The sequence below is a fragment of the Parabacteroides sp. APC149_11_2_Y6 genome, from assembly GCF_054506995.1.
The window spans coordinates 4,982,923-5,008,256 of sequence record NZ_CP173709.1; the positions used below are offsets into that span (position 1 = coordinate 4,982,923).

Genomic DNA, 25,334 nt, shown 5'->3' on the forward strand with positions numbered 1-25,334 from the left:
ATGATAAAAAATATCTTGTATATTCTTTGCCTGGTTATTTTTCCTCTATCTGTTTTCGGAAAAGAAGCCAAAGATACTAAATACGATCGTGGGATCGTGATGAAAACTTTTATTCCGAAAGGGCAATGGATGGTAGGTACTACCTTTTCATATTCGGAGCATGTAGATGATAATTTTGAATTTTTGTCTGTTTTGAAAGATATAGACAGTGAAGGATATACATTCAAAATAACCCCTTTAGTCAGTTATGCTATTCGGAATAACATCTCGATTGGAGGGCGTTTAGCATATTCCCGTTCTTATACGAAGTTGGATAATATCAGCTTATCATTAGGCGATGATTTGAGTTTTGACATAGAGGATTATCATGATGTATCCCATACTATTTCCGGTGCTGTCTTTTTGCGGACATATTTGAATCTTGGGGATAGTAAACGTTTTGGTTTATTTAATGAAGCACGGGTTACCTATGGTTATTCCACCAGTAAGTCTACCAGTGGTACAGGTGTTGATTTGAGTGGTGTACATCAATTGAAGCACTCTTTGAATATTGGTGTGGCTCCCGGGTTGACAGTATTCATTAATGATTATGCAGCAGTTGAAGCATCAGTAAATGTAGCTGGTTTGGATTTTAAATGGTATGACCAGACAAAAGACCAGGTTTATAAAGGTTCTCGTCGTGCCAGTTCTGCAAATTTTAAAATAAATCTTTTGTCGATAGATTTAGGAATTGTCTTTTACCTGTAAAAAGAAATGAGAAAGAAAATCATATATCCGGGGTTGTGGTTCTGTTTATTTTTTCTCTTGTCAAGTTGTATAGAGAATGATATACCGTGTCCTACAATTAAAGGTGAGATATTGAAATTTGAGGTCGATGGAATGGTTTCTTCTAAAATAGATGTAGAAACTAATACAGTGAAAGTTAAAATTGCTGATACGATTGATTTGAAAGATGTACGCATAAAAACATTGGAAATTACATCGGGCATGAGCTTGATTCCGGATTCAAGTAAATGTATTGATTTTATTCATTTCCCGGATACGGGATTTTCTTCTGTAGATAGTATACCTCAGTTGGTCAATACTCGTATGAATTTTAGGGAACCGGTATATTTTCTCTTAAAACTTTATCAGGATTATTGGTGGACTGTTTCTGTAGAGCACGATATAAACCGGATTATTAAAGTAAAGAACCAGGAGGGTACTCCACTTGTTGATGCAGTGACAAAACATGTTATTATTTATGTAGATGAAGCAAAACAGCCAACCTTTGATAATATAGAGATAGAGAGCTTGCAATTAGGAAGTTCTGTGGCCGTAACTGTTCCTGAACCGACAGAAGTTCATGATTTTAGGCGTCCTCGGGTTTTTGAAGTCACCACCTTCGGAGTAACGGAGAAATGGACTGTTAGTGTTTTACACCAGAATGAGGACGAGAAAACGGCAGAAGTATCGGTGTGGGCTAAACGTGTTTATCTGAGAGGAAACACGAAAAATAATTCAGTTGTAATTCGTTATAAAGAAAAAGAAGCGGAAGAGTGGGATTCTGTTTTATCTCATGAAATCTCGTTTGAAGAGGATACTTATTTGGCGATGATGACACATTTGCAACCTCAGACTACTTATCAATATGAGGTAATTGTCGATGGAAAATCTGAAGGAATAAAAGAAATTACTACTGAAACAGTCTTGCAAGTACCAAACCTGAATTTTGATAATTGGATAGCGGCTAATGGAACATATTATCCAAATAAAGACTTGGATGACAATTATTTCTGGGATTCAGGGAATGGAGGGGCAAAAACAGCTGGTAAGACTCCAACGGAAGAAGAAAAGCGAAATGTAATTAAAGGTTCTGCCGCATATCTTCATTCAGAATATGCGATGGTAGCGTTTGCCGCCGGTAATATTTATACGGGACAATTTATTAAAGCGATTATGGATATTAAAAATCCGGGAGCTGAGTTGGATTTTGGAAGACCGTATTCAGGCCGTCCTTCCGGAATGAAAGGATATTATAGTTATCGTCCCGGGACAATTGATTATGCAGGTCCTGCATATAGCGAGATGATGGGGCAAAAGGATTCTTGCCATATTTATATCGCATTATTTGACTGGACGCAACCTTTCAGGGTGAATACTCAAAAAGGACAGTTTGTTGATTTGAGCTGGAAGAACGAGTCTATGATTGCTTTTGGAGAATTTAAAGCCGGTACGGAGAATAAGGAATATAGTACCTTCAATATTAATCTTCAATACCGGGATTATTTTACGAAACCTACTTATGTTTTGATTGTGGCTTCTGCAAGTAAATATGGCGATTACTTTACCGGAAGTACCAGTAGTGCATTGTATTTGGATGAGTTTGAGCTGGTATTTGAGTAATACATTTCAAATTATTCCTTACCTTTGTGCCTCAAAAATAGAACAAAAGGTATGGAAAAGCGATTTAAAAGAACGCTGATAACAACAGCGTTGCCGTATGCTAACGGACCGGTGCATATTGGTCATTTGGCAGGGGTATATGTGCCTGCTGATATTTATGCGCGTTATCTTCGGTTGAAAGGGGAAGAAGTACTGATGATTGGCGGCTCGGATGAGCATGGGGTACCTATTACTCTGAGAGCAAAGAAAGAAGGGATAACTCCACAGGATGTAGTGGACCGGTATCATGGCATTATCAAGAAATCTTTTGAAGATTTCGGGATAACTTTCGATATCTATTCCCGCACAACTTCAGCTACGCACCATCAGATGGCTTCGGATTTCTTCCGTACCTTATATGATAAAGGCGAATTTATTGAAAAAACAAGCGAACAATATTACGACGAGGAAGCCAAACAATTCCTTGCCGACCGTTATATAACCGGAACATGCCCTCATTGCGGTAACGAGAAAGCCTATGGCGACCAGTGTGAAGCCTGCGGTACCTCGCTTAGTCCGACAGACCTGATCGACCCGAAGTCGGCAATCAGTGGAAGCAAGCCCGTGATGAAGGAAACCAAACACTGGTATCTGCCTCTTGACAAATGGGAACCTTTCTTGCGCGAATGGATTCTGGAAGGTCATAAAGAATGGAAACCGAATGTATACGGACAGTGTAAAAGCTGGCTGGATATGGGACTTCAGCCACGTGCTGTAAGTCGCGACTTGGACTGGGGGATACCTGTGCCGGTGGAAGGCGCCGAAGGCAAAGTGCTCTATGTCTGGTTTGATGCTCCTATCGGATATATCTCCAATACAAAAGAATTGCTTCCCGATTCTTGGGAAACGTGGTGGAAAGATCCGGAAACAAAGATGGTTCATTTTATCGGTAAAGATAATATCGTATTCCACTGCATCGTATTTCCATCGATGCTGAAGGCGGAAGGTTCCTATAACCTTCCGGAAAATGTACCTGCAAATGAGTTCCTTAACCTGGAAGGCGATAAAATCTCCACATCCCGTAACTGGGCTGTCTGGTTGAATGAATATCTGGTAGATATGCCGGGTAAGCAGGATGTATTGCGTTATGTCCTGACTGCTAATGCTCCGGAAACAAAAGATAACGACTTTACCTGGAAAGATTTCCAGGCACGCAACAATAACGAACTGGTTGCTATTCTGGGTAACTTCGTGAACCGTGCCCTTGTTCTTACCGAAAAATATTTTGATGGCAAAGTACCTGCGGCTGGAGAGTTGACCGACTATGACCGTCAGACTATGACCGATTTTGCAAATGTGAAGGAAGATGTGGAACGCCTGCTCGATGCATACCATTTTCGTGATGCACAAAAAGAAGCGATGAATCTGGCACGTATCGGTAATAAATACCTTGCTGACACGGAGCCTTGGAAACTGGCTAAAACGGATATGTCGCGCGTGGCAACTATCATGAATATCGCTTTGCAGATTACGGCAAACCTGGCTATTGCTTTTGAACCGTTCCTGCCTTTCAGCATGGAACGTTTGAACAAGATGCTGAATGTACAGCCGCTGGGTTGGGATCGTTTAGGCTCTACCGATTTGTTGGAAGCCGGCCATCAGTTAGGTAAATCCGAACTTTTGTTTGAAAAAATGGAAGATAGCGTAATAGAGGCACAAGTACAGAAACTTCTCGATACCAAGAAAGCAAATGAAGAAGCAAATTACAAGGCAAAACCAATCCGTGAAAACATTGAGTTCGATGACTTTATGAAATTGGATATCCGTGTAGGAACCATTCTTGAATGTACAAAAGTTCCAAAAGCGGATAAACTGCTTCAATTCCGTATTGACGACGGCCTGGAAAAACGTACGATTGTTTCGGGAATTGCCCAGCATTATGCCCCGGAAGAACTGGTAGGCAAACAGGTTTGTTTTGTAGCAAATCTGGCTCCCCGTAAATTAAAAGGCATCGTATCCGAAGGTATGATTCTTTCTGCTGAGGATTTTGACGGAAAACTGTCTGTCATCACTCCGCAAAAAGAAGTAAAACCGGGAAGCGAAGTAAAATAAGGTTACTTATATATAGGCTAAGATAGCCAGAGAATGACCCCCAAAAGTTATGCAAATGAATATTGCATAGCTTTTTGGGGTCGCTTCGTATACAATCAGGTGGAAAGAGCAGTCTTATTCTTCATAGTTATGGTTTTCTGAATTCATAGTTATGATTTTCAAAAACCATAACTATGAATTAGGAAAAAGTGTCCTATCTATAGAGCTTGTTTAGATTTGTGTCTTTAAATTTTTTTTACGGCATATATAATAATATATATTCAAGTCCGTTTATAAAAACAGAAAGAGGGAAATAGAGGGTAGGCATTAATAAAAGCACACAAGAAACTCTACTTGTAAAATTGCAATTTACAGTGGACCTTAACTATGGAAAGGGAGGAAGACAGGCAGGTTCTGTTCTTCCTCCCTGTTTTTATTTGCTATAGAACTGGTTTATTGTGGTTTTTCAGGTTCAACTCCTTTAGATATATATAAACGTGTTATCTTTGTCATATGTTTGTTATTCCCATATTGGGAGTGACGAACCTTTATGTATCTGGATGGCAATTAAAAACAGGAGGACCTTTCAAAGGGAAATATAATTATGAGAGTAGCGATAGTAGGGACTGGCTATGTAGGGCTTGTGACAGGAACCTGTTTTGCAGAAATGGGAACAGATGTTTTTTGCGTGGATGTAAACACGGAAAAAATAGAGAATCTGAAACAAGGTATTATTCCAATCTATGAGCCCGGACTTGAAGAAATGGTACGGCGTAACCAGCAAGCAGGTCGTTTGCATTTTACCACACATTTGACGGAATGTCTGGATAAGGTTCAGGTCCTGTTTTGTGCTGTTGGTACTCCTCCCGGCGAAGACGGCAGTGCTGATCTTACATATGTGCTGGATGTAGCGCGTATGGTCGGACAGCATATGAAACAACACCTTCTTATTGTAAATAAAAGTACGGTGCCGGTAGGTACGGCTCGAAAGGTTCGCCAGGTTATTCAGGAAGAGTTGGATAAACGGAATCTGAAGATTGAGTTTGATGTGGCATCCAATCCGGAGTTTTTGAAAGAAGGAGCAGCTATCAAGGACTTTATGAGTCCGGACCGGGTGGTTGTCGGGGTGGAATCCGATAGGGCGAAAGAATTGATGACGCGTTTGTACCGGCCTTTCCTGTTAAATAATTTCCGTGTTATTTTTATGGATGTGCCTTCTGCCGAAATGACTAAATATGCGGCTAATGCAATGCTTGCCACCCGTATCAGTTTTATGAATGATATTGCCAACCTGTGTGAGATTGTTGGCGCCGATGTCAATATGGTTCGTAAGGGAATCGGTTCGGATGCCCGTATAGGTAATCGTTTCCTGTATGCCGGTTGCGGATATGGAGGTTCTTGTTTCCCGAAAGATATAAAAGCGCTTATCAAGACTGCAAAACAATATGCATATGATATGCGTATCCTGGAAGCTGTTGAGGATGTAAACGAGAAACAGAAATCAATCCTGTTTCATAAGTTGAATAATTATTTCAAAGGGGATTTACAACACAGGCGGGTTGCAATCTGGGGACTAGCCTTTAAACCGGAGACGGACGATATGCGTGAAGCCCCTTCATTGGTACTTATAAACAGGTTGTTGGCTGTCGGTTGTGACGTCTATGTATACGACCCGGTGGCAATGGACGAAACGCGTCGTCTTTTGGGGGATAGCGTTCATTATGCTAAAGATATATATGACACGGTTGTGGATGCCGATGCTTTGCTTCTGGTTACGGAATGGAAAGAATTTCGCCTGCCTTCCTGGTCGGCAATAAAGAAACTGATGGCTACCCCGGTAATCCTTGACGGACGTAATATTTATGATGCTGCCGAGCTGGAAGAGAATGGTTTTATTTATCATTGCATCGGCAGATAAAAAAATAAACTATGATAACCCGATTATACAGAACACTTGTCTCTGAGCAAGTCCGGCAATCCGTTTACAATGCTTTTCTGGGTGATTTCCTGTCTGCATACCGGAGAACCCGGGATTGGTTAAGATGTAAAGGCTATTATTTATATTATTCTGTTATCAAACCGGAGACAGAAAAGGAGCAGGCATTCTGGATATTAGGAAAAACAGGCCCGACGCCGTTCCCTTATTTGTGGAAGAAAGAATATGATCGTTTGCAAATTGATGTGGCTGTAGATGCGGAAAACGGATTGCCATATGTGTATCATAAAGGGAAGAGGCTTTATTTCAGGCGTGATATGTTTCATCGCGTATCCGGTTCTTATAAAGAGCTATTAATGGAGCAAGACAGCCGTTGTGCCCATCGCTATGTGGAATCTTATCAGGAATTAAAGGGAAAGACCTTGCTGGACATAGGCTGTGCGGAAGCTATTTTTACCCTCGATACTATCGAAGAGATTGACCATGCTTATCTGTTCGAATGCAATGAGGGATGGATTGAAGCTTTACAAGCTACATTTGCCCCTTGGAAAGAGAAAGTGACGATTGTCCGTAAATACGTTAGCGATATGAATGATGAAAATAACGTAACATTGGACGACTATTTTAAAGATAAACCTTCAGACAATTTATTTTTGAAGATGGATATAGAAGGTTATGAACGTAAGGCTTTGCGGGGAGCTTCCTGTTTATTAAGTAAGGCAAAGAATATATCCGGTTCGGTATGTGTCTATCACTTATCTGATGATGTACCTGTTATACAAGGCATATTACGAGAACATAAATTAGAAACGACCCTATGCCCTGGATATTTGTATGTTGAAAAAGAAATGCGTCCTGCCGTCATGCGGTTTAAATAATGCTTTATGGCAGAACAGACTCTAAAAGAGAAAACGGCAAAAGGGCTTTTCTGGGGTGGTATCAGCAATGGTGTTCAACAAGTGCTGGGTGTCCTGATAGGAATAATTCTTCTGAAAAACCTGACGGAAGATGATTACGGGCTGGTAGGTATGCTTGCCATTTTTATCGCGATTGCAAGTACTATACAGGAGAGTGGTTTTATTGCCGCACTGACGAACCGCCCGGTATTTAAGGATAATGATTACAATGCTGTTTTCTGGTTTAACCTGATTGTGGGTAGTAGTATCTATGTTATTTTATACTTCTGTGCCCCTCTGATTGCCGAATTTTATAGGGAACCTGCCCTGATACCCCTTTCCCGGGTATTATTTCTTTCCATTGTCGTAGGAAGTTTGGGGATAGCCCATAATGCCGTCTTATTTAAAAAGTTGATGGTAAAGGAAAGGGCAAAGGTCGATATCTTTGCTACAGCTATATCCGGTGTTATCGGTATCTATATGGTATTAAACGGTTATGGTTATTGGGCTTTGGCGATACAGACTTTGGCTGCTTCGACTTTGGGAACTCTTCTCCGTTGGTATTTCTCCCCTTGGCGACCTAGCTTTTCGATAGATTTTACTCCTGTAAAGGAGATGTTCGGATTTAGTTTTAAGATGCTGGTATCTTCTATTGTGAGTCAGGTTCAGATAAATATATTCTCTGTATTGCTCGGTAAGTTCTATACGAAAGCGTATGTGGGCTTCTATTCGCAGGGGACGAAATGGGCAGGAATGGGAACCCAGGTTATTAATGGAATGATTTACAGTGTGGCACAACCGGTGTTTGTGCAAGTCCAATCTGAAAAAGAGCGTCAATCCCATATGTTGAGGAAGATGGTACGTTTTATCTCTTTTATTTCTTTTCCGGCATTGTTGGGGCTGGCTTTTATCAGCAGGGATTTTATTACAATTATAAACAGTAACTTTTTACCTGCTGTCCCGATATTGCAGATGTATTGCATGTGGGGATGTGTCTATCTGTTTTCCTCCCTTTATATCCAGATAATTATTGCGCATGGGCGTTCAAACTTCTATTTCTGGTGTACTCTGGTCAGTTCGATTATACAGATAGCGGTTACATTTTTTGCCTGCCCCTACGGTTTGTACTGGATAGCGATGGCAAACCTGATTGTCTCTTTTCTGATTCTTTTGATTTGGCATATTTCGGTAAGCAAACTGATTCCGCTGTCATTCTTTAATTTCCTGAAAGATACGGTGCCTTATTTGCTTATTGTCTTTGTTAGCATAGTAATAGCCTGGTTGATAACAAAGCAGATAGAAAATCTTTATATAAAGCTGATAGCGAAAGTATTGTTGGTTGCCGTATTTTATGTGGCGGCAATGTGGTTTTCGTCTGCTGTCATATTCCGGGAAGTGTTGTCTTTTCTTCTGAAAAAGAAACAATAGCCAGTCGTATATAAATGGAACAAGAAATAATAGTCAGTATTTGTATCCCGGCATATAAGCGTGCCGATTTTTTAGAGAGGTGTCTGGATTCGATTCTTCAACAGTCCTTTCAGCAGTATGAAATTGTCATCACTGACGATTCTCCTACAGATGAACTGAAGCCGTTGAGTGAAAAGGACGAGCGGATTGTTTATGTTAAGAATGAACAGCCGTTGGGTAGTCCTGCCAATTGGAATAAAGCGATATCTCTTGCAAGAGGGAAATATATTAAGATTATGCATCATGATGACTGGTTTTCATCTTCGGATGCGTTATCCCGCTTTGTGCAGGCATTGGAAGAAAATCCATCCTCCCTGTTTGCCTTTTCTGCATCCAGGCAAGTAGGAAAAGACAAAGTAATAAACCGGCCGATATTGACAAAAAAGGTATCAAAGTTGTCCTATATTCCGGAAATATTGTATGATAAGAATTGCATAGGAGCTCCCAGTGTGACTATTTTCAGGAACAATCAGGGGCTTTACTTCGATGAACGTCTGATATGGTTGGTGGATACCGAGTTTTATATCCGGATGCTGAGGATGAATAAGCATTTCACGGTGATTAACGAACCCTTGATAGATGTAGGACTTAGTGAGTTCCAGATAACGAATGATTGTATTGAAAATAGCAAGTTGGTTATTGGAGAATACTTGTATATGTTTAAGAAATTATCCTTGGAGAGGAATGTGAGGGATTACATCGTCTTGCTGGATAAATTTGCCTTATATAATATTTTCACCAACGAAGATATTATGCAGGCAGGTATTGATGCTACTTTGAGCAGTATGGAAACAGGCATTATTTGTTTGTTAAAACTCAAACAAAATATAATCCGGTATTTAAAACAGTTGAAGAGGGCATTGGTATAAACGTATGGAAATTATAGTTCTTTCAGGAGGTTTGGGTAACCAAATGTTTGAATACGCATTTTACGTAAGCAAGCAGGCGGCGGTAAATAAGAAATTGTATTTAAGTGATTATTCTATCCGCAGGGAAGCAACACACAACGGGTTGGAATTAGAACGTCTGTTCGGTATCTCTTTGGGGGAGAGAAACAGATATTATGAATTTCTTGTCCGGGTGGTTCGTAAGTTGTTGCTTTTCAAAGATAGGGGAATGATAAAATATGTAGCCCGGACCTTTTTGTCCTTATTGCGTCTGCTGGGTGTAAAGATAGTACAAGAGCAGCAGTCAGGGATGTTTGATAAGGCTTATCTGGAAGAACAATCCGGTTTGACCCTGACATTTGGTTTCTGGCAAAGTGAGAAATACTTTTATAACGTAAAAGATTTGATATTACGGCAATATCAGGTTAACTTGGAGATATCCAAGTTAACTGCCGATTTATCGGTGCAGATACAAAAAACAGATAGTGTTTCCATCCATATTCGAAGAGGTGATTATTTGTCTGACAAGTATAAACACCTTTATGGAAATATTTGTACGATAGATTATTATAAACAAGCAATAGCCATGCTCGGAAATAAAGTTCCGGAAGCGACTTTTTTTGTTTTTTCCGATGATATGAAATGGGTAAAAGAACATCTCGATATACCTTCTCCTGTTTATGTCGATTGGAATAAGGGAATCGATTCGTGGCAGGATATGTATTTGATGTCTTGTTGTAAGCATAATATTATAGCAAACAGTTCGTTTAGTTGGTGGGGTGCCTGGTTGAACCCCAATAAAAAGAAGGTGGTAATTGCCCCTTCGCTCTTTTTGAATACGGAAACTACTCCCGATTTAATACCAGATAGCTGGATAAAAATATGAAAGTATCTATTGTCGTACCTGTATACAACGTTTCCGACTATATAGAGGAATGTTTACTTTCTGCGTTAAACCAGACGTATGAAGAGTTGGAAATCCTGTTGGTTGACGATGCCTCTCCGGATGACAGCATGACAAAGGCCCGGAAGATTGTAGATGCACATCCTTGTAAAGATAAAGTTCACTTTTTATCACACGATGAGAACCGTGGCCTGTCTGCTGCAAGAAATACCGGTATACGTAATTCCATCGGAGAGTTTCTGTTTTTTCTGGATAGCGACGATATGTTGCCTTCCGATGCCATCGAGATATTAGTGAAAGCTATGAATGGGATATATGCCGACTTTGTGATTGGTGAATACGAGTTGTTGGGCTCGGATGACCGGCTGAAATATCCGGAAACGGTATTAATGGATGGAACATGCCTGGCAGATCAGGATATTGCAGATAAACTTTTTGCCAGGTTATGGCATGGGATGGCATGGAATAAACTGGTAAGGAGAAGGATGTTTACCGAACAGTCCTGTTGGTTTTATGAAGGAATCCTGCATGAAGACATCCTATGGTCTTTCTGTTTGGCAGCCAGGGCTTCAGAACTGCTTGTCGCTAAAAAGATTACATATAAATACCGGGTACGTCCGGGTTCTATCACCCAGAAAATGAGTGACAGGAATTTTGACAGCTTGGAAATTGTTTTCCGTGAAATTGTGAAAGAGATGAAAAACAGGAATATGCCGTTGACTCCTCTCTTGTTCGATTATTTGGCGAACCAGCGGATTTATTTTTTTAAGGAATTGCTTCGTAATCATGTGAAGACTTCTGTTATCCGGGAAAGAATACAAAGAGTAAATCAGATATTTAAAGGTTACAACAGTTTTTCTTGGCGTAAGTATCCGTTTATGTCTAATTTGAAACTATTAGCGTATAAATTGCCCGTTCGTTTGGCTTGTTTGTATGTGAAGGCAACACTTTGAGCATGCGTATGAAAAAGATAAAGATAAATTTCGTAGATTTCTGGCGAGACTTTGATCCTCAGGATAATTTGATTGTTAATACATTATCCGGTTACTATGATGTTGTTATCGATACTAATCCGGACTATCTTTTTTATTCTACTTTCGGATTCAGCCATTTGGACTATAAAGATTGCATAAAGATTTATTTCACCGGTGAGAATGATGTTCCAGATTTTAATTTCTGTGATTATGGCATGGGTTTTCAGCATATTACTTTTGAAGACCGTTATCTCCGGTTTCCCTTGTATTTATTTTATAAGGGATACGAGCGGTTAGGAAAGAAGCAGGTGGATAAATCGTTGGTAAATCGTAAATTCTGTAATTTTGTATATTCCAACAGCATGTATTCTACACCGCTTCGCGAACAATTTTTCCACCGGTTGTCCGAATACAAGAAGGTGGATTCGGGAGGACGTTTGCTGAATAATGTAGGTGGACCTGTTTCTGATAAAATGACGTTTATCCGGGATTATAAGTTTACAATTGCTTTTGAGAACAGTGCTTTGTCCGGATACACTACGGAAAAGTTGATGGAGCCGATGGTGGTAAACTCACTCCCAATATATTGGGGAAATCCGAATGTACATTCGGATTTTAATCCGGAATCGATAATAAATATTCAGTTATTCAATAATATGGATGAGGCTGTGGAGGAAATCATCCGTCTGGATAATGATGATGAGGCTTATTTACAGAAATTATCCCTCCCTTGGCAGACTAAAGAACAACAGGAAAAGGACTGGATGCAAGAACTGGTTGCTTTCTTGTGCAATATATTCGACCAACCGCTTGGACAGGCAGTAAGGCGTACGATGTTCGGTTATGCCGTAATGAAAAAATATAAGGAAGCCCGGTTTGCCAAGTTGTCGGCTCTTCCTGTTTTGAGAAAGTTGAAATAGTATGGCGGAAAAGACATTGTTAGATTTATACCACCGGGTAAATGACCGGAGTACTCCCCGTTTTGTTTATCATCTGGGAGGTGATTCTGGTTTTTTTTCGGAATACAATAATATGATTCTTGCTATTCTGTATTGCCTGGATAAGAAGATACGGTTTTCCATCTATTCCAAGGATGCTAATTTTAAATATAAAGAGGGCTGGAATGATTATTTTTCCTCTTTTTGTGAGGAGGGTGGTAATTTCCTGCATGCTTATTTTAACCGGCGTCCGAATCCTCGTTTTAAATATTCCCTGTTGAGGAAAGCCGATGCCTTGTTGACTAATACTTTCCGGTCTGTTAATCCCCGTAAGCTCACTACATTTGATTTATGGGATGCTATTCGTTCACAAAACCTTCTTTCGGAATATAATTTCCCCGAACTGGGATTGAAAGGTGATTTGCGGGCTATCTGCCGTAGATTGATAGAAATGACATGGGTGTATAATGAAGAGACAGAAAAAGAAGTGCAACGGTACAAACGGTCTGCAAATCTTCCGAACCAATATATCGGTTTTCATATACGGGGAGGTGATAAATTTAGCGAAGCTGAAATCCTCGGTTGCAGGCAATATATAGGCAAAGCGGAACAACTGTCGGATATCCGTTCCGCTTTTGTCCTTACAGACGATTATGCGGTGATTGAGGAATTAGAGAAAAATTATCCTTCCTGGTCGTTCCGGACATTTTGTGGAAAAGAGGAAAGGGGGTATTTCCATAATACATTCAAGCATGAAGCGGCGGAAGTAAAGAAAAACCGTTATATCAAACTGTTTGCTTCGATGGATGTATTGGCGGAAGCGGAACTGTTTATCGGGACATTCAGTTCTAATCCTGGCATGTATCTGGGTATGCGGATGTCTCCCGAAAAGGCTTATTCTATTGATATCCCGGATTGGAGAATCTGGTAGTTCCGTGCTTTATTTTACATTTATTCCTTTTGATTCTCTCATCGTTTTCATGATAGCATGTGTGTCTGCCTGTACCTTTTCTTGTATAAACTCAGGAAGATTATACGTCCATAACAAATCCTTGTAATATTTTACGGGATTTTTTTGTGGCAATAGGAAAGGTTTATGTGCTATGCCTTTATCATCAATATAGGTAAAAAACGGACGGGAATATAATCCGTCCAGCCGGCGGCTGCTGAATACCAGCCAATGACTGTTATGGCTCCATGAATGGTAGCTGTCGCCCCCGGCACTGTTCGCCTCGACCAGGGGATATGTTTTTCCATCCGACAGGCGGGTCATGTATAAGTCAGCGTCTCTGTGCCACACCCCAAAACCTCCATATTCCTGCAATGTAAAAGCCAGATATTTGTTGTTGGGCGAAACTTTTGGGAATGAGGCGCTTTTCCGGTGGAGGCGGCCGTTGTAGAGCGTGTCCACCTGTGGCCTGAAAGTACGTGTTTCCGGATCGAAGCCAATACGGCATATGCTATAGGTCATTTGCCTGAAATTTTGTTCTAACGAGTTTACCGCTTCAGTGGAACTGAAATACAGGCTTTTCCCGTCGGGAGAAAAGTTCGGGAAGATTTGCCAGGCATCTTTGGAATTTAATCCATCACAGGTAAACAATTCGTTTTTCTTACTATCGTAAATCACGATATCGGAGTTGTGATCCAGTACTTCCAGCGTGTTGGGATTATTGATGAAAAAATGCTGGAATGTATTGCATACGGTTGCTGCCAGATAGTTTCCGTCCGGATGCCAGGACATATACACAAAGTTGGAAACGGTTTCCGGTGTCTTTGTATTTAACTTGGTTATTTTTTTCCCGTCTATGAGTACGGAACCTGCGTGGAGCCCACGCATGTGGAAGATCATTTTGTTTGGATTTTGTGAAGAGAAGGTGTGGCAGTTCACGCAATTATAATCGGTCAGACTATTTTCGTAAATGACACTTTGATCATAATTTTCCAAATCGCGTTGGTATATCCCCATCCGGTTCCACATGTCGTTACTCATGGCTAATAGCCGGTAAGCTATGTATTTGTCGATGGAGTCTTTCACTATTTCCAGATGGAAAGGTATATAGGCGCTCCACTCTCCGTCTATTCGTTTGGCGATAGTCATCTCTATTCGTCCTCCCGCATTCTCTTGCAGCAACATTTTCCATTTCTTCTGCGGGATATCAAAAAGTCCGTTGTCACTATGTACTTGAAATAGGCTTTCTTTCCCTTTTGCAATCAGGCAATATTCGCTGCTATCGGCTACGGAGAAGTTCAGAGGAGCGATGTTGACCGGTATTGTTACCTCTTTATAATCCGGATAGATGGTCGCTTCCAGGTTCAGTTGTCTGGCGATTTGAATGTCTCTTTGGCTGCATGAAACCATCAGGATGATAGCCATCAGGAAAGCCGGTAGGCTTGCATTTGTGTATAGATGTTTACTCATGCCTGTCTATTTTGTAAGTAGAAAATAATACCAGAAAGTGGAACGGTAGTCTGCAATTCCCGATGTGATGTCTTGCCGGGAATGTCTTAGCTGCATTACGCGCTCCTTAAATAGAGCAAATTCGTTCAAGGTCTTTTCGCTTACTCCATATTGGCGGCAATAATCGGGAGCATGCTCGGCGTAGGAAATCACGGCTTGTTGTAATAGGTCGGGCAGTACAGGTAAAACTTTCGTTCCGCTGAATCTCTCGACAAATGCTTTTATGGCAGGCATATTCTTTGACAGCAACAACGCGCTAATCATATAATCCCGTGCGGCCTGATTATCAGGATTCATCTGTAATATGATCGTCAGGTTTTCAGGTAAACTTAATATATTAGCGAAAAGGTCTTTGTTATCGGATAAATCTTTCCTTCTCGATCCTAATTCCGGATCATTCTCCACAGCTTGGTCATTATAGAGAAACTTTCGTTGTGATGAGGCCCACTCATCATAGCCCCATGTCTTTTCCAGCAGGGAGATAAACTTCTCGGCTGCGGGGTAATATCCGTAGATTAAATGCGACTTGATTAACAACTTTGTCATTTCCGGGTTTCCGAACGTGATTCCGACGGAAGAACCGAATGCCAGGTCGTATGCTAAGGAGGTGATACCCAAATGGTAATATATTTGGCTGAATAAAAGGCTTTCCTCGATGTGGAATTGGTAATTTGACAGCAAGGAAGCCATACCGTTTTGCGGATGCTTGAATAAGTCGGTCAACAAGGTTTTCTTATGTGATAAAGCCAGGTTCAGGCAATTCAGGTGTAAATAATTATTGAGATTTAGCTCTTTAGAAGAAACAATGGCATCCCATTGTTCCGTATTTATATAATGGAACATTTGTATCAACGTATAAAAATCTTTTTCCCGGCGGGAATCTGCTGTTCGTTTATAATAGGTGCCGGATAAGAATAATAGAGCAATGGTTACAATGACTTTTACATATACGTTCATCTTGTCTGCATAACGTGAGAAGAAGAATAGAGGCATGATGAGCAATGCCACTTGCCACGACAGGCTGTAAAACGGTTGCAGGTCCACGAAATATTCAACATAATCTTTCATCCAGAATACATAGTCATAGCCTGGTTTCTTTCCTGCCAGGACCGTAAGGGTTCCTATGATGAAGAGTAGGAGTAAGGGGATAAAACCGGTAAACCAGCGTTCGTTTCTCCGTAATAAATCAAAAACCAGGATACTAAGGACAAATAACATGGCTATCGACCCCATTCCCCAAAATAATCCGACTGTCAGTACACAACTGAGCAAAGTCCGGTATCCCCAGCTCAGTTTGAGTGTGCCGATACTGTAAATGAAGAGGGACAATGACCAGAAGAACATCGCTACCAATCCTTCATAGTGATAACTATGGCTTATAAGATAAAGATACTGGAACAGAAAAGGTAGGAATGCCAACGGGAAAAGATACCAAGCTGCATGTACTTTGCGTAAGGTCAACCAATACAACCATCCGGCGATTCCGCCCAACAATGCTGTTGCCAGTGATCCTATGAACGGGACTTTGAAGAACTGTATTAAAAACTGGGAGATAACAGTAGCTACCCCTCCGATCGTCTTGAGGATATTCGCAATATATACAGTATCGAATAGGAAAATCTGTTGTTGTTCCCGGTAAAAAAAAGTCGCTTCCTGAGTGATTTGTAAATGCCACCACAGGATACCGGTACATAAAAGGAACAAAAGAAAGGGGAGGGTAAATCCTTGTTTATAGTTCATATTCAATTCATCCGTTTCTTTTTGATTTGAACGGGTATGCCAAAAGCCGAAATTAAAGATACAGGCTATGTAGACGGTCATCTACGTCCGGTAATACATTTTGGCATACCCTTTTTCAAAATAACTATTTGATCTGTGTATTCGAATTACTTCCAATTCTCATTCTGAATCAGAAGGCCGTTCATTTTTTGTATCTCGTTATGCGGGATAGGCATGGTAACCCATTTGGTGTTGTAAGCACTATTCGTATACTTGCCTAAGTATTTTGCCTCATACTTCGTGTAACTGTTCAACGTTTCGGCAGCAATACCCCAACGAACCAAATCGTACCAACGGTGTCCTTCCATTGCGAGTTCAATTCTACGTTCCCATCGAAGAGCCTCGAGCGCTTTCTCTTTTGACGCGAATTGAGCATCCGGGTACAAGCCGATACGATAGTTAGCCGCCGCGTTTGTATAATTCTTGCTGTTTATTTTGTCGTCCAATACATAAGTAGAGTTTGTTTCTAACATTGTAGCAGGATCCACGGCTTTTATATAACTGTTGGCGGCACGGGTACGTACCTGGTTGATATATTTGCCGGCTTCTTGTGTTTGCCCTAATTCGATCAGTGTCTCGGCATACCACAGCAATACGTCTGCGTAACGGACCAAGTGGAAGTTTTTCGCTGTCGAGTTTGTTTGAGTGGTGATAGACAAGCTACCCTTATCAGCTTTTCTCGGTATATTTTTCTTGTTCAGATACAAACCTCCATTAGAAACGTCACGAACCCAACCGTCTAATTTGCTTGGAATAGTCCAGTCCAGGAACGGCGTTTCAAAACGACCGGTAGAAACATCCAAACGAGGGTCTGTATAGATTGCCAGGTCTGTATGGGGAACATTATTTTTATCCAGGGAGGATAATGCCGGGGTATTGCGATAGGAATTATCCATCTTCGGCAGGCCGTTTTCGTCAACGATGTGAGCATTGACCATATCGTATGAGGGCTGATAGAATCCCCAGCCTCCGGTACCCAACGCTCCACTGAAACCGATATGCCATGCGCCGTTTATGTTGGAGGTTTGTTCCACCGTACCCGTTACGGCAGCTTGGACATCAAATACGGATTCTCCGGTCCAGTCGCTTTTGCCTGCGGTATAAAGTTCTTCATAAGTGTCGGCCAGCCGGAACTTGGTTCCATTATTATCCTTACCGTTTGCCATTACATCTTCCAGGATTGTTTTTACCTCGGTCCAGCGATTGGCTTGTCCGTTCTTGCCGTCGTATGGAGAGGATTGGTACATCTTTACCTTAGCCAGGAAAGTACCGGCAGCCCATTTATTTGCACGCCCTTTTTCTACGGGCCATATGTCTGGCAAGTTATCATAAGCGTATTGGAAATCTGCAATGATTTTATCCCAGATGTAGATGTAATTCCCACTTTCGTCCACGTTGGATACTTGTGGGTTCACATCTTCTTGCATGGCTACTTCATCCACATAAGGAACAGCGGCACCAAATAATTTTACGACCTCGAAATGCCAGAACGCACGCATGAAACGGGCCTGGGCAATCGTTTCTGTATAAAAATCCTTACTTTGACCGGCTGTAGAAGAGAGTTCCTCTTTACATTGGTCTGCAATTTTAATCACATTGTTTGCGAAAAACACGCCATTGTAGCTGTGCGCCCATTTGGTGTTGAAGTAAGCATTATCAGTAGTAAACGTATAGGTTTCCAGACTGGTGAAATCGGGTTGGTCTTGGTATGTGGACCCTTTATTGGCATCGCCTCCCATTACGTCACCATACACATAATTGGTCAATGTGGAGCGGAAATATCCGTCATCGGCATCTGTTGAATTTAATCTTGCATACATGCCGGTCAACAGCTGGGTGACTCCTTCTTTAGAGATGAAATCCGGCTCGCTCTTATTTGTAATCGGCTTCACTTCCAAGAAATCAGAGCACGAAGTCATGCTTCCTGCTACGGCGGCGGCAATCGCCGTATATATAAATAATTTCTTCATCTTGTTTGATTTTTATTGTTGTCAATTGTTTCTTGGGAAAAATAGTCCTTTTCCCTGCTTTGTTTTAGAATATTACGTTAACACCTAAGATGAACTGCCGGGGCATACCGTAAGATCCAAAGTCGGTACCCATGGTACGGTCGTTAGAGCGGCCGTCTGTATCGGTACGTACTTGCGGATCCAAACCGGAGTAGCCGGATAGAGTAAATACGTTGGATACCTGGCCATAGATACGGATTTTCTCAAATTTGATTTTTTCCAGGATGCTCTTCGGAAGCGTGTAACCCAATGTCAATGTTTGCATACGCAGATAGGAACCATCTTCGATATAACTGGAGTTAGACTCGTTGGCTGCAATCGTGCTCTCGCCTGTGTTGGTTGCCCACATCGGATAGATACCGTCCGGATTCGTTACCGGGTTCCAGGAATTGTCGCGACGGTCTTTTGAGTAAGTAGACTGTAAAGACCCGTAATGAGTGTAGTATTTATACATGGCGAACAAATCATTGCCAATGGAGAAGTACAAATAGGTGCTTAAATCGAAACCTTTCCAACCCAGGCTCAAATTGAGTCCTCCCGTCAGGTCCGGGTGCGGGTTACCGATAAAGGTACGGTCGCTTGCGTCGATCTTACCGTCGTTGTTTACGTCTTTTACTTTATACTGCCCCACGTAATTCGCAGCATTTAGTGTGGATGGATCGGAAACACCATAGGGCAATACAGCATTACCGGCATCATTCTTGTAGTTTTTCACTTCTTCTTCACTCTTGTAAATACCATCCAGCTGATAGCCGTGGAACATACCTATCGCATGGCCTTTCATCAATACATTCATGTTAGAGATACGGGTTCCTGTGAAAATCCCGGCTTCCGTACCGATTTCGGTCAATGTATTCTTGTAATGAGAAAGGTTCAAGCCGATGGAGTAGCTGAAGTCTCTGATTTTGTCGCGCCAATTCAAGTTCAGGTCCACTCCTGTATTCCTCATATCACCGATATTTACTTTCGGCTTATCGGCTGCACCGGCTAAAGCGGACCAGTTCGCATCGATCAACATGTCGGAAGTATTCTTGATGTAATAGTCGAAGTTCGCGGATAAGCGTTGGTTCAAGGCTGTTATGTCAAAGCCGACGTTGAACATTTTAGAGGTTTCCCATTTTGCCTTGACATCGCCTAAGTTGGTTACTCCGAAACCTTGATATACCTCCGTGTCGGAACCGCTAATACTGTATAGATAGCGATCTCCTGTTCCATATTGGAACGCCCAGTTATACGAGTCGATATTCGAATTACCCGTTGTACCGTAACCTGCGCGTATCTTTAAATCATCCAGCCAGGTTCGCGTTTTTTCCATGAATTTCTCGTCAGACATACGCCAGCCTACAGATAAAGACGGGAACGTACCCCAACGGTTTTGTTTGGAGAAACGGGAAGACGCGTCCCTGCGGACCGTTACGGTTGCCAGGTATTTGCCTTTATAGGCATAGTCGGCACGCAGGAACATACCGAACATCGTGCTTACTGCATTCTGGTTGCCGCTGTTTCGTAAGTCGGCACTGGCACCATTATTGATAACCCATGTGTTTGGGTCGTCCTCGAACGGATAATTGATACGGCCAGCTTGGATCCAACGTCCCAGGCCCTCGCGGATAGCTTCCGTACCGACTACGACCCCGATTGTATGATTCTCGTTGATGGTTTTGTTATAGGTTATGGTATTGGTCCATTGATAGCCTAACCAGTAGTTGGCATTTTCATAGAACTCATTGTTGTTACGGCCTTCTTTGTTGGTCATGATGGTACGCTTGTTCATCCAGAAATCCCAAGCGCCATTGATACGGGCACTGAATTGTGTACGTATCTTCAAGTCTTCACCGAGGCTTTTTAATGGCATTATCTCTGCATGGACAGCCGATTGTACGCGCATGAAACGGCGACGGTTATCTTTACCATAGTCTACAGCCATAACGGCACTTTCGGCACGTCCACCCTCAGCGTTTTGTGAGCCGGCATAGTCGCCGCCTATTGTGTAGATCGGTACCCATGGCTGAATTGAGAATGTCTTGCCGAACGTGTTGTCATCGCCCTGCCGACCGCGTTCACCGGAGTTCTCTATCACAGCAATGTTGGTGTTTTGCCCGATATTGAACCAATCGTTTACGAAAAAGTTTGTGTTGGCGCGTAAAGAATAGCGGCGGAACCAGGATTCCTTGATTGTTCCTTCCCGGTTCATGTAGCCTAAACCGATAGAATAAGTTGCTTTTTGACCACCGCCGGTTACGGAAATCTGGTGGTCCTGTACCTTTCCGGTCTGTACCACCTCGTCATACCAGTTGGTTCCTTTGCGTGCTTCTTCCTCAGAATAGCCGTCCTCCAGCATCTGATAGTAAGCGGAACGGGACCATGTATTGGTACCGTCATCTTTATAGGAAGCCTTCCAGGCCTCGAGGCTGCCGAACTGGCCGATTACCTGTTCTTTACTCAGGCCGGACGGCTTGATTGCGTAGGGCATTTTCAGATGACCTGTACCATCCGCTCCGATCGAACCGAACTGGGCATGAGTTACGGTTTGACCACCGCGATATTGGAATAAGTTACGTTGTCCTTCTTCTTGAAATTCCATCGATTCCCAGGCATCCAGCAAGCCATACCCATTGTTGGCCATCTTTGCCACACCGAAGTAGCCGTTGTAAGACACCTGTACACGATCGTTTTTCTTACCTTGTTTTGTTGTAATGATAATAACGCCGTTAGCGCCTTTGGCTCCATAGATGGCGGCCGCAGCAGCATCTTTCAATATCTGCATGGATTCGATATCATTCGGGTTTACGGCATCAATATCCACTCCGGATACTCCGTCCACGATAATCAGCGGGTCGGAGCCGTTTACCGAGCCTACACCGCGGATACGGATGGTAGTCTCACCCAACGGGCCACCACCGGCGGATACGAATACACCTGCGGCTTTTCCTTGTAATGCCTCTGCGAAATTAGATACCGGGGTTTCTTTCAGATCGTCAACCGCTACGACAGCCACAGAGCCGGTGATGTCTTTCTTGGCCTGTGTACTATAGCCGGTGACAACTATTTCATCCAAGGCCTGCGTATCTTCCATCAGTTTGATCTTGATGAATGTTTGATTGCCTTTTAATGGTATTTCTTGAGTGATATACCCGATATAAGATATGGTAAGAATAGCGTTTGCGGGCACACCATCAATGACGACTCGTCCGTCCATATCGGATATATTACCGATTGTGGTTCCTTTCACCACGACATTAGCGCCGATGATAGGCTGGCCTTTGCTATCGACTACGATTCCTGTGATTTTTTTGTTATCCTGAGTCACATCCCGTAGGGGAGAGGATGGGGCTATTGCTGCCGCATGAACGGTTAAGTTTAAAGAAAGCAGACAATAGATAACTGTTTTAATAAGTGTTCTCATGAATAGGTACTTAGATTTTTTTTTCATTTCAAATACGTATTTATAGTTTGTTTATTGAACTTTGAAAACTATATTTAGAATATTTTCTATTAGAATTCGTCAGGATATTTTTCTTTCTATCTCATAGGCATTTTAATTTAAGTTTTTAGAATTAAGTTAATTTATGATTTTAATGCTTGTGTCCCTTGTCCTTCCAGAACTAAGTCAATAGGATTGATTTTAAATTAGAATAAATAATAATAGGATGATTTTAATCGTAGTATAAATGTGAAAATTTGATATCTATCATAGATAACAGGAAGATAAGATGTTAATTATTGGGTTAATATTATATAATATAGAAATATTTTATTTCAAGATAAAATATTTTATTACTTTTATAACGTTTTTTGTTCTTTGTGCCTCGATTTCTAACCTTAGTTCTGGAAGAACCTATTTTCCATATAATGACCTTAGAGAGAAACGGGTTGTAAAATCCACCAAGACCTGTTCTGGTTTTGATGAAATCGGGATTTTTTATTTATATTTTTCTTCTAAAACCGGAGGGGAAGAGAAAGATAGGCTTTGTTTCTTCCTTTTTGATAAATAAGGCTTGCAGTAGAATGGAGAGGCATGGAAGGTCGAAAAAGACCTTTATTTTATCTGGATTTTCTGTGGCCGTTTGAATTTTTCGACCGAATCGTTTTAACTTTGGGGTACTAAACCACTAACTCAATTTACCATGAAAAAAATTCCGGATTTGGGATTCTGGCAGCTATGGAATATTAGTTTCGGATTCTTTGGCGTGCAGATAGCTTATGCTTTGCAAAGTGCCAATATCAGCCGTATCTTCTCTACATTGGGGGCGGACCCGCATGAATTAAGTTACTTCTGGATTCTTCCGCCATTGGCCGGAATTATAGTCCAGCCCATTATAGGCGTGCTGAGCGACCGTACCTGGACACGGTTCGGGCGGCGTATACCTTATTTGTTTGTCGGTGCATTGGGGGCGGTCTGTGTAATGTGTTTACTGCCTAATGCCGGTAGTTTTGGAATGACTGTCGGTACAGCCATGTTGTTCGGCCTGTTTTCTTTAATGTTCCTCGATACATCCATTAATGTGGCAATGCAACCTTTTAAGATGATGGTTGGCGATATGGTGAATGAAAAGCAGAAGGGGCTGGCTTATTCTATCCAGAGTTTTCTTTGTAATGCCGGAAGCCTTGCCGGCTATTTATTCCCGTTTATTTTTGCTGCTATCGGCATTAGTAATACCGCTTCGAAGGGAGTAATTCCCGATTCGGTAATTTATTCGTTTTATATCGGCGCCCTGATTCTGATTCTATGCGTTATTTATACTTCTATAAAGGTAAAAGAATATCCTCCCAAGGAATATGCCGCTTATCATGGCATTACCAGTGAAAACAAAAAAGAAAAAGTCAATATATTCAAACTTCTGGTGAAGGCGCCAAAAGTATTTTGGACGGTAGGGCTGGTGCAGTTTTTTTGTTGGGCAGCCTTTATGTTTATGTGGACTTATACTAACGGTACTGTTGCATTGAACGTGTTCGACACGCCAACTATGGAGAAAATAGTCGGTGGTGTATCTAAAACGGTACTGGATACCCAATCGCTCCAATACCAGAGTGCTGCCGACTGGGTGGGAATTTTATTTGCAGTACAGGCAATCGGTTCGGTTATCTGGGCAGCTCTTATTCCAGTGATTAAGAACCGGAAGTTTGCTTATGCGTTTAGTTTGTTATTGGGAGGTGCCGGATTTATTTCTGTTTTTTTCATTCATGATCCGTATGTATTGTTTGCTTCATTCTTATTGATTGGTTGTGCATGGGCGGCAATGCTGGCATTGCCTTTTACCATCCTTACCAATGCGCTTACTTTCGGGCATATGGGAACATATCTCGGGTTATTCAACGGGACGATTTGTATTCCCCAGATAGTGGCAGCTTCGTTCGGCGGTATGATTCTGAGCCGGTTTACAACACCCGGTGCAGTAGCTCCGGAAGTCGATATGTTGGTATTAGCCGGAGTTTGCCTGATTATAGGCGCTTGTTGCGTAGGAATTATTAAAGAGGAACAGTCGTTATAGTTGGAATACTTCCTTGAACCGTTTGATTTTTTCTTCCTCGGAATAATTGTTTACAAATGTTTCTCTTGCATATCTGTTGAACTTTGGAACCGGGTGGGTCGATACCCGGTTCAATGTTGCAATAAATTCTTCTTTCGTATTGCAACATGCTCCCACTTTATCAAATGCGACTTCATATCCTTCGAACGCTTCGGTGGTTCCGATGATATTCTTCCCGTACATAAGTGCTTCGCAGGTTTTTACCTTCATGCCGCTGCCTTCGAAGATAGGAAGTAGCATGAAGTCTGCCTTTTCAATATAGGGTTTCAGGTCGGGAACATCACTGAATACTTCAATATTGTTATACTTTTCAACCATAGGCAGGATGGCTTTCATCCCTTTTCCTACAATCAGGAGACGCATGTCGACATGGGGTAGCACCTCATGTATAAACCATAAAATTCCCCGTACATTCATTGGAAAATAAGTGCCGAGGAAAAGACATACGGGAAGTGTATCTGTATTGCCTTCCGGATATGTTTCCTGCTTATATGTATCTTTGAAAACAACCGGGGATAAAATATCCGGTATCCGGTGGTAACGTTGTACTATTTCCTGCTCGTCACGCTTGTTCAGAGCAATTATAATATCGGAATAATCACAAGCCTGCTGGTCGTTTTTGGCTACACAATCTACTACAATGGAACACCAGGGCTTATTCTTCCCTATCTTCGCTTCAAAATAAACAGGTTCTACATTGTGGAAAAAGGTAATGATTTTTCCTTTGTATTCTTTATTCCGGAGGGCTTTAGCCAAGATGCCGAAAATGCTTCTGTCTATAAATACATAGGGGAAGCTTGCCGCTAATGATACAATCTTATCGACTTTCTTTGGGGAAAGTCCGTAATAGTAACCTCTCAGGAAATTGATTAATATGGAGATACCGCTCAGCAGGACTTTTATTTTATTTTGCTTTTCGTGTATATGGTATACCGTAACATTTTCTTCCCCGAATATCCGGCATAAGGCGAGATAGTTGGCATTGGCTACCTGTTCGCCCCCTGCGTCAATATTCCCGGATTTACGATATCTGATGAAAAGTACTTGTTTCATTCCTTTTAATTTTTCGTAGACAAATATATGTATTTATTTTATAGAGC

17 protein-coding genes are annotated in these 25,334 nt (G+C 41.7%); 12 read left to right on the plus strand and 5 right to left on the minus strand.

Annotated elements, in window-relative coordinates:
* From ACGE0T_RS20320 to ACGE0T_RS20370, 11 genes are all read left to right on the plus strand, one after another.
* Positions 1–747 (plus strand): hypothetical protein, encoded by a 747-nt coding sequence (locus ACGE0T_RS20320; RefSeq protein WP_459188390.1) that lies wholly within the window; start codon positions 1–3, stop codon positions 745–747.
* A gap of 6 nt (positions 748–753) precedes the next feature.
* On the plus strand, positions 754–2,385 hold the full coding sequence (locus ACGE0T_RS20325) for a PCMD domain-containing protein (protein WP_459188391.1): 1,632 nt from the start codon (positions 754–756) through the stop codon (positions 2,383–2,385).
* A gap of 51 nt (positions 2,386–2,436) precedes the next feature.
* Positions 2,437–4,476 carry a methionine--tRNA ligase gene (metG, locus tag ACGE0T_RS20330; RefSeq protein WP_459188392.1) on the plus strand — a complete coding sequence of 680 codons (2,040 nt, stop codon included), beginning with the start codon at positions 2,437–2,439 and terminating at the stop codon, positions 4,474–4,476.
* 583 nt (positions 4,477–5,059) lie between these two features.
* Positions 5,060–6,373, plus strand: coding sequence for a UDP-glucose dehydrogenase family protein (locus ACGE0T_RS20335; protein ID WP_459188393.1), 1,314 nt, complete (start codon positions 5,060–5,062; stop codon positions 6,371–6,373).
* An 11-nt stretch (positions 6,374–6,384) separates the two neighbouring features.
* Complete coding sequence (locus tag ACGE0T_RS20340) at positions 6,385–7,269, plus strand: FkbM family methyltransferase (RefSeq protein ID WP_459188394.1); 885 nt, start codon at positions 6,385–6,387, stop codon at positions 7,267–7,269.
* Between the two features lie 6 nt (positions 7,270–7,275).
* The gene (locus tag ACGE0T_RS20345) at positions 7,276–8,715 is read left to right on the plus strand and encodes a lipopolysaccharide biosynthesis protein (protein ID WP_459188395.1); all 1,440 of its coding nucleotides are present in this window, start codon (positions 7,276–7,278) and stop codon (positions 8,713–8,715) included.
* A gap of 14 nt (positions 8,716–8,729) precedes the next feature.
* Positions 8,730–9,623: a glycosyltransferase family 2 protein gene (locus ACGE0T_RS20350; protein ID WP_459188396.1), complete on the plus strand. Its 894-nt coding sequence runs from the start codon at positions 8,730–8,732 to the stop codon at positions 9,621–9,623.
* 4 nt (positions 9,624–9,627) lie between these two features.
* On the plus strand, positions 9,628–10,527 hold the full coding sequence (locus tag ACGE0T_RS20355) for an alpha-1,2-fucosyltransferase (protein ID WP_459188397.1): 900 nt from the start codon (positions 9,628–9,630) through the stop codon (positions 10,525–10,527).
* On the plus strand, positions 10,524–11,498 hold the full coding sequence (locus ACGE0T_RS20360) for a glycosyltransferase family 2 protein (protein WP_459188398.1): 975 nt from the start codon (positions 10,524–10,526) through the stop codon (positions 11,496–11,498). Before ACGE0T_RS20355 ends, ACGE0T_RS20360 begins: the two co-directional genes overlap by 4 nt.
* 8 nt (positions 11,499–11,506) lie before the next feature.
* Positions 11,507–12,439, plus strand: coding sequence for a glycosyltransferase family 10 domain-containing protein (locus ACGE0T_RS20365; RefSeq protein WP_459188399.1), 933 nt, complete (start codon positions 11,507–11,509; stop codon positions 12,437–12,439).
* A 1-nt stretch (position 12,440) separates the two neighbouring features.
* Entirely contained in the window at positions 12,441–13,388 is a 948-nt protein-coding gene (locus tag ACGE0T_RS20370) for an O-fucosyltransferase family protein (RefSeq protein ID WP_459188400.1), read from the plus strand.
* 9 nt (positions 13,389–13,397) lie between these two features.
* On the opposite strand, the gene ACGE0T_RS20375 is transcribed toward ACGE0T_RS20370, so the two are convergent.
* The 4 genes from ACGE0T_RS20375 to ACGE0T_RS20390 form a co-directional block, all read right to left on the minus strand.
* Positions 13,398–14,876: a TolB family protein gene (locus ACGE0T_RS20375; RefSeq protein WP_459188401.1), complete on the minus strand. Its 1,479-nt coding sequence runs from the start codon at positions 14,874–14,876 to the stop codon at positions 13,398–13,400.
* 6 nt (positions 14,877–14,882) lie between these two features.
* Positions 14,883–16,736, minus strand: coding sequence for a DUF6057 family protein (locus tag ACGE0T_RS20380; RefSeq protein ID WP_459188402.1), 1,854 nt, complete (start codon positions 16,734–16,736; stop codon positions 14,883–14,885).
* Between the two features lie 65 nt (positions 16,737–16,801).
* Complete coding sequence (locus ACGE0T_RS20385; protein ID WP_459188403.1) at positions 16,802–18,664, minus strand: RagB/SusD family nutrient uptake outer membrane protein; 1,863 nt, start codon at positions 18,662–18,664, stop codon at positions 16,802–16,804.
* 64 nt (positions 18,665–18,728) lie between these two features.
* The gene (locus ACGE0T_RS20390) at positions 18,729–22,109 is read right to left on the minus strand and encodes a SusC/RagA family TonB-linked outer membrane protein (protein WP_459188404.1); all 3,381 of its coding nucleotides are present in this window, start codon (positions 22,107–22,109) and stop codon (positions 18,729–18,731) included.
* A 721-nt stretch (positions 22,110–22,830) separates the two neighbouring features.
* Between ACGE0T_RS20390 and ACGE0T_RS20395 the strand changes: the two genes are divergently transcribed.
* The gene (locus ACGE0T_RS20395; protein ID WP_459188405.1) at positions 22,831–24,195 is read left to right on the plus strand and encodes an MFS transporter; all 1,365 of its coding nucleotides are present in this window, start codon (positions 22,831–22,833) and stop codon (positions 24,193–24,195) included.
* Here ACGE0T_RS20395 and ACGE0T_RS20400 read toward each other — a convergent pair.
* Positions 24,190–25,287 carry a glycosyltransferase gene (locus ACGE0T_RS20400; protein WP_459188406.1) on the minus strand — a complete coding sequence of 366 codons (1,098 nt, stop codon included), beginning with the start codon at positions 25,285–25,287 and terminating at the stop codon, positions 24,190–24,192. The genes ACGE0T_RS20395 and ACGE0T_RS20400 overlap by 6 nt on opposite strands.
* Positions 25,288–25,334: the final 47 nt, after the last annotated feature.

Coding starts and splice junctions, on each gene's coding strand:
- ACGE0T_RS20390 (WP_459188404.1), bottom strand. CDS start 22,109: ATGAGAACACTTATTAAAACAGTTATCTATTGTCTGCTTTCTTTAAAC.
- ACGE0T_RS20395 (WP_459188405.1), top strand. CDS start 22,831: ATGAAAAAAATTCCGGATTTGGGATTCTGGCAGCTATGGAATATTAGT.
- ACGE0T_RS20340 (WP_459188394.1), top strand. CDS start 6,385: ATGATAACCCGATTATACAGAACACTTGTCTCTGAGCAAGTCCGGCAA.
- ACGE0T_RS20325 (WP_459188391.1), top strand. CDS start 754: ATGAGAAAGAAAATCATATATCCGGGGTTGTGGTTCTGTTTATTTTTT.
- ACGE0T_RS20400 (WP_459188406.1), bottom strand. CDS start 25,287: ATGAAACAAGTACTTTTCATCAGATATCGTAAATCCGGGAATATTGAC.
- ACGE0T_RS20320 (WP_459188390.1), top strand. CDS start 1: ATGATAAAAAATATCTTGTATATTCTTTGCCTGGTTATTTTTCCTCTA.
- ACGE0T_RS20365 (WP_459188399.1), top strand. CDS start 11,507: ATGAAAAAGATAAAGATAAATTTCGTAGATTTCTGGCGAGACTTTGAT.
- ACGE0T_RS20385 (WP_459188403.1), bottom strand. CDS start 18,664: ATGAAGAAATTATTTATATATACGGCGATTGCCGCCGCCGTAGCAGGA.
- ACGE0T_RS20380 (WP_459188402.1), bottom strand. CDS start 16,736: ATGACCGTCTACATAGCCTGTATCTTTAATTTCGGCTTTTGGCATACC.
- ACGE0T_RS20335 (WP_459188393.1), top strand. CDS start 5,060: ATGAGAGTAGCGATAGTAGGGACTGGCTATGTAGGGCTTGTGACAGGA.
- ACGE0T_RS20360 (WP_459188398.1), top strand. CDS start 10,524: ATGAAAGTATCTATTGTCGTACCTGTATACAACGTTTCCGACTATATA.
- ACGE0T_RS20350 (WP_459188396.1), top strand. CDS start 8,730: ATGGAACAAGAAATAATAGTCAGTATTTGTATCCCGGCATATAAGCGT.
- metG (WP_459188392.1), top strand. CDS start 2,437: ATGGAAAAGCGATTTAAAAGAACGCTGATAACAACAGCGTTGCCGTAT.
- ACGE0T_RS20370 (WP_459188400.1), top strand. CDS start 12,441: ATGGCGGAAAAGACATTGTTAGATTTATACCACCGGGTAAATGACCGG.
- ACGE0T_RS20375 (WP_459188401.1), bottom strand. CDS start 14,876: ATGAGTAAACATCTATACACAAATGCAAGCCTACCGGCTTTCCTGATG.
- ACGE0T_RS20345 (WP_459188395.1), top strand. CDS start 7,276: ATGGCAGAACAGACTCTAAAAGAGAAAACGGCAAAAGGGCTTTTCTGG.
- ACGE0T_RS20355 (WP_459188397.1), top strand. CDS start 9,628: ATGGAAATTATAGTTCTTTCAGGAGGTTTGGGTAACCAAATGTTTGAA.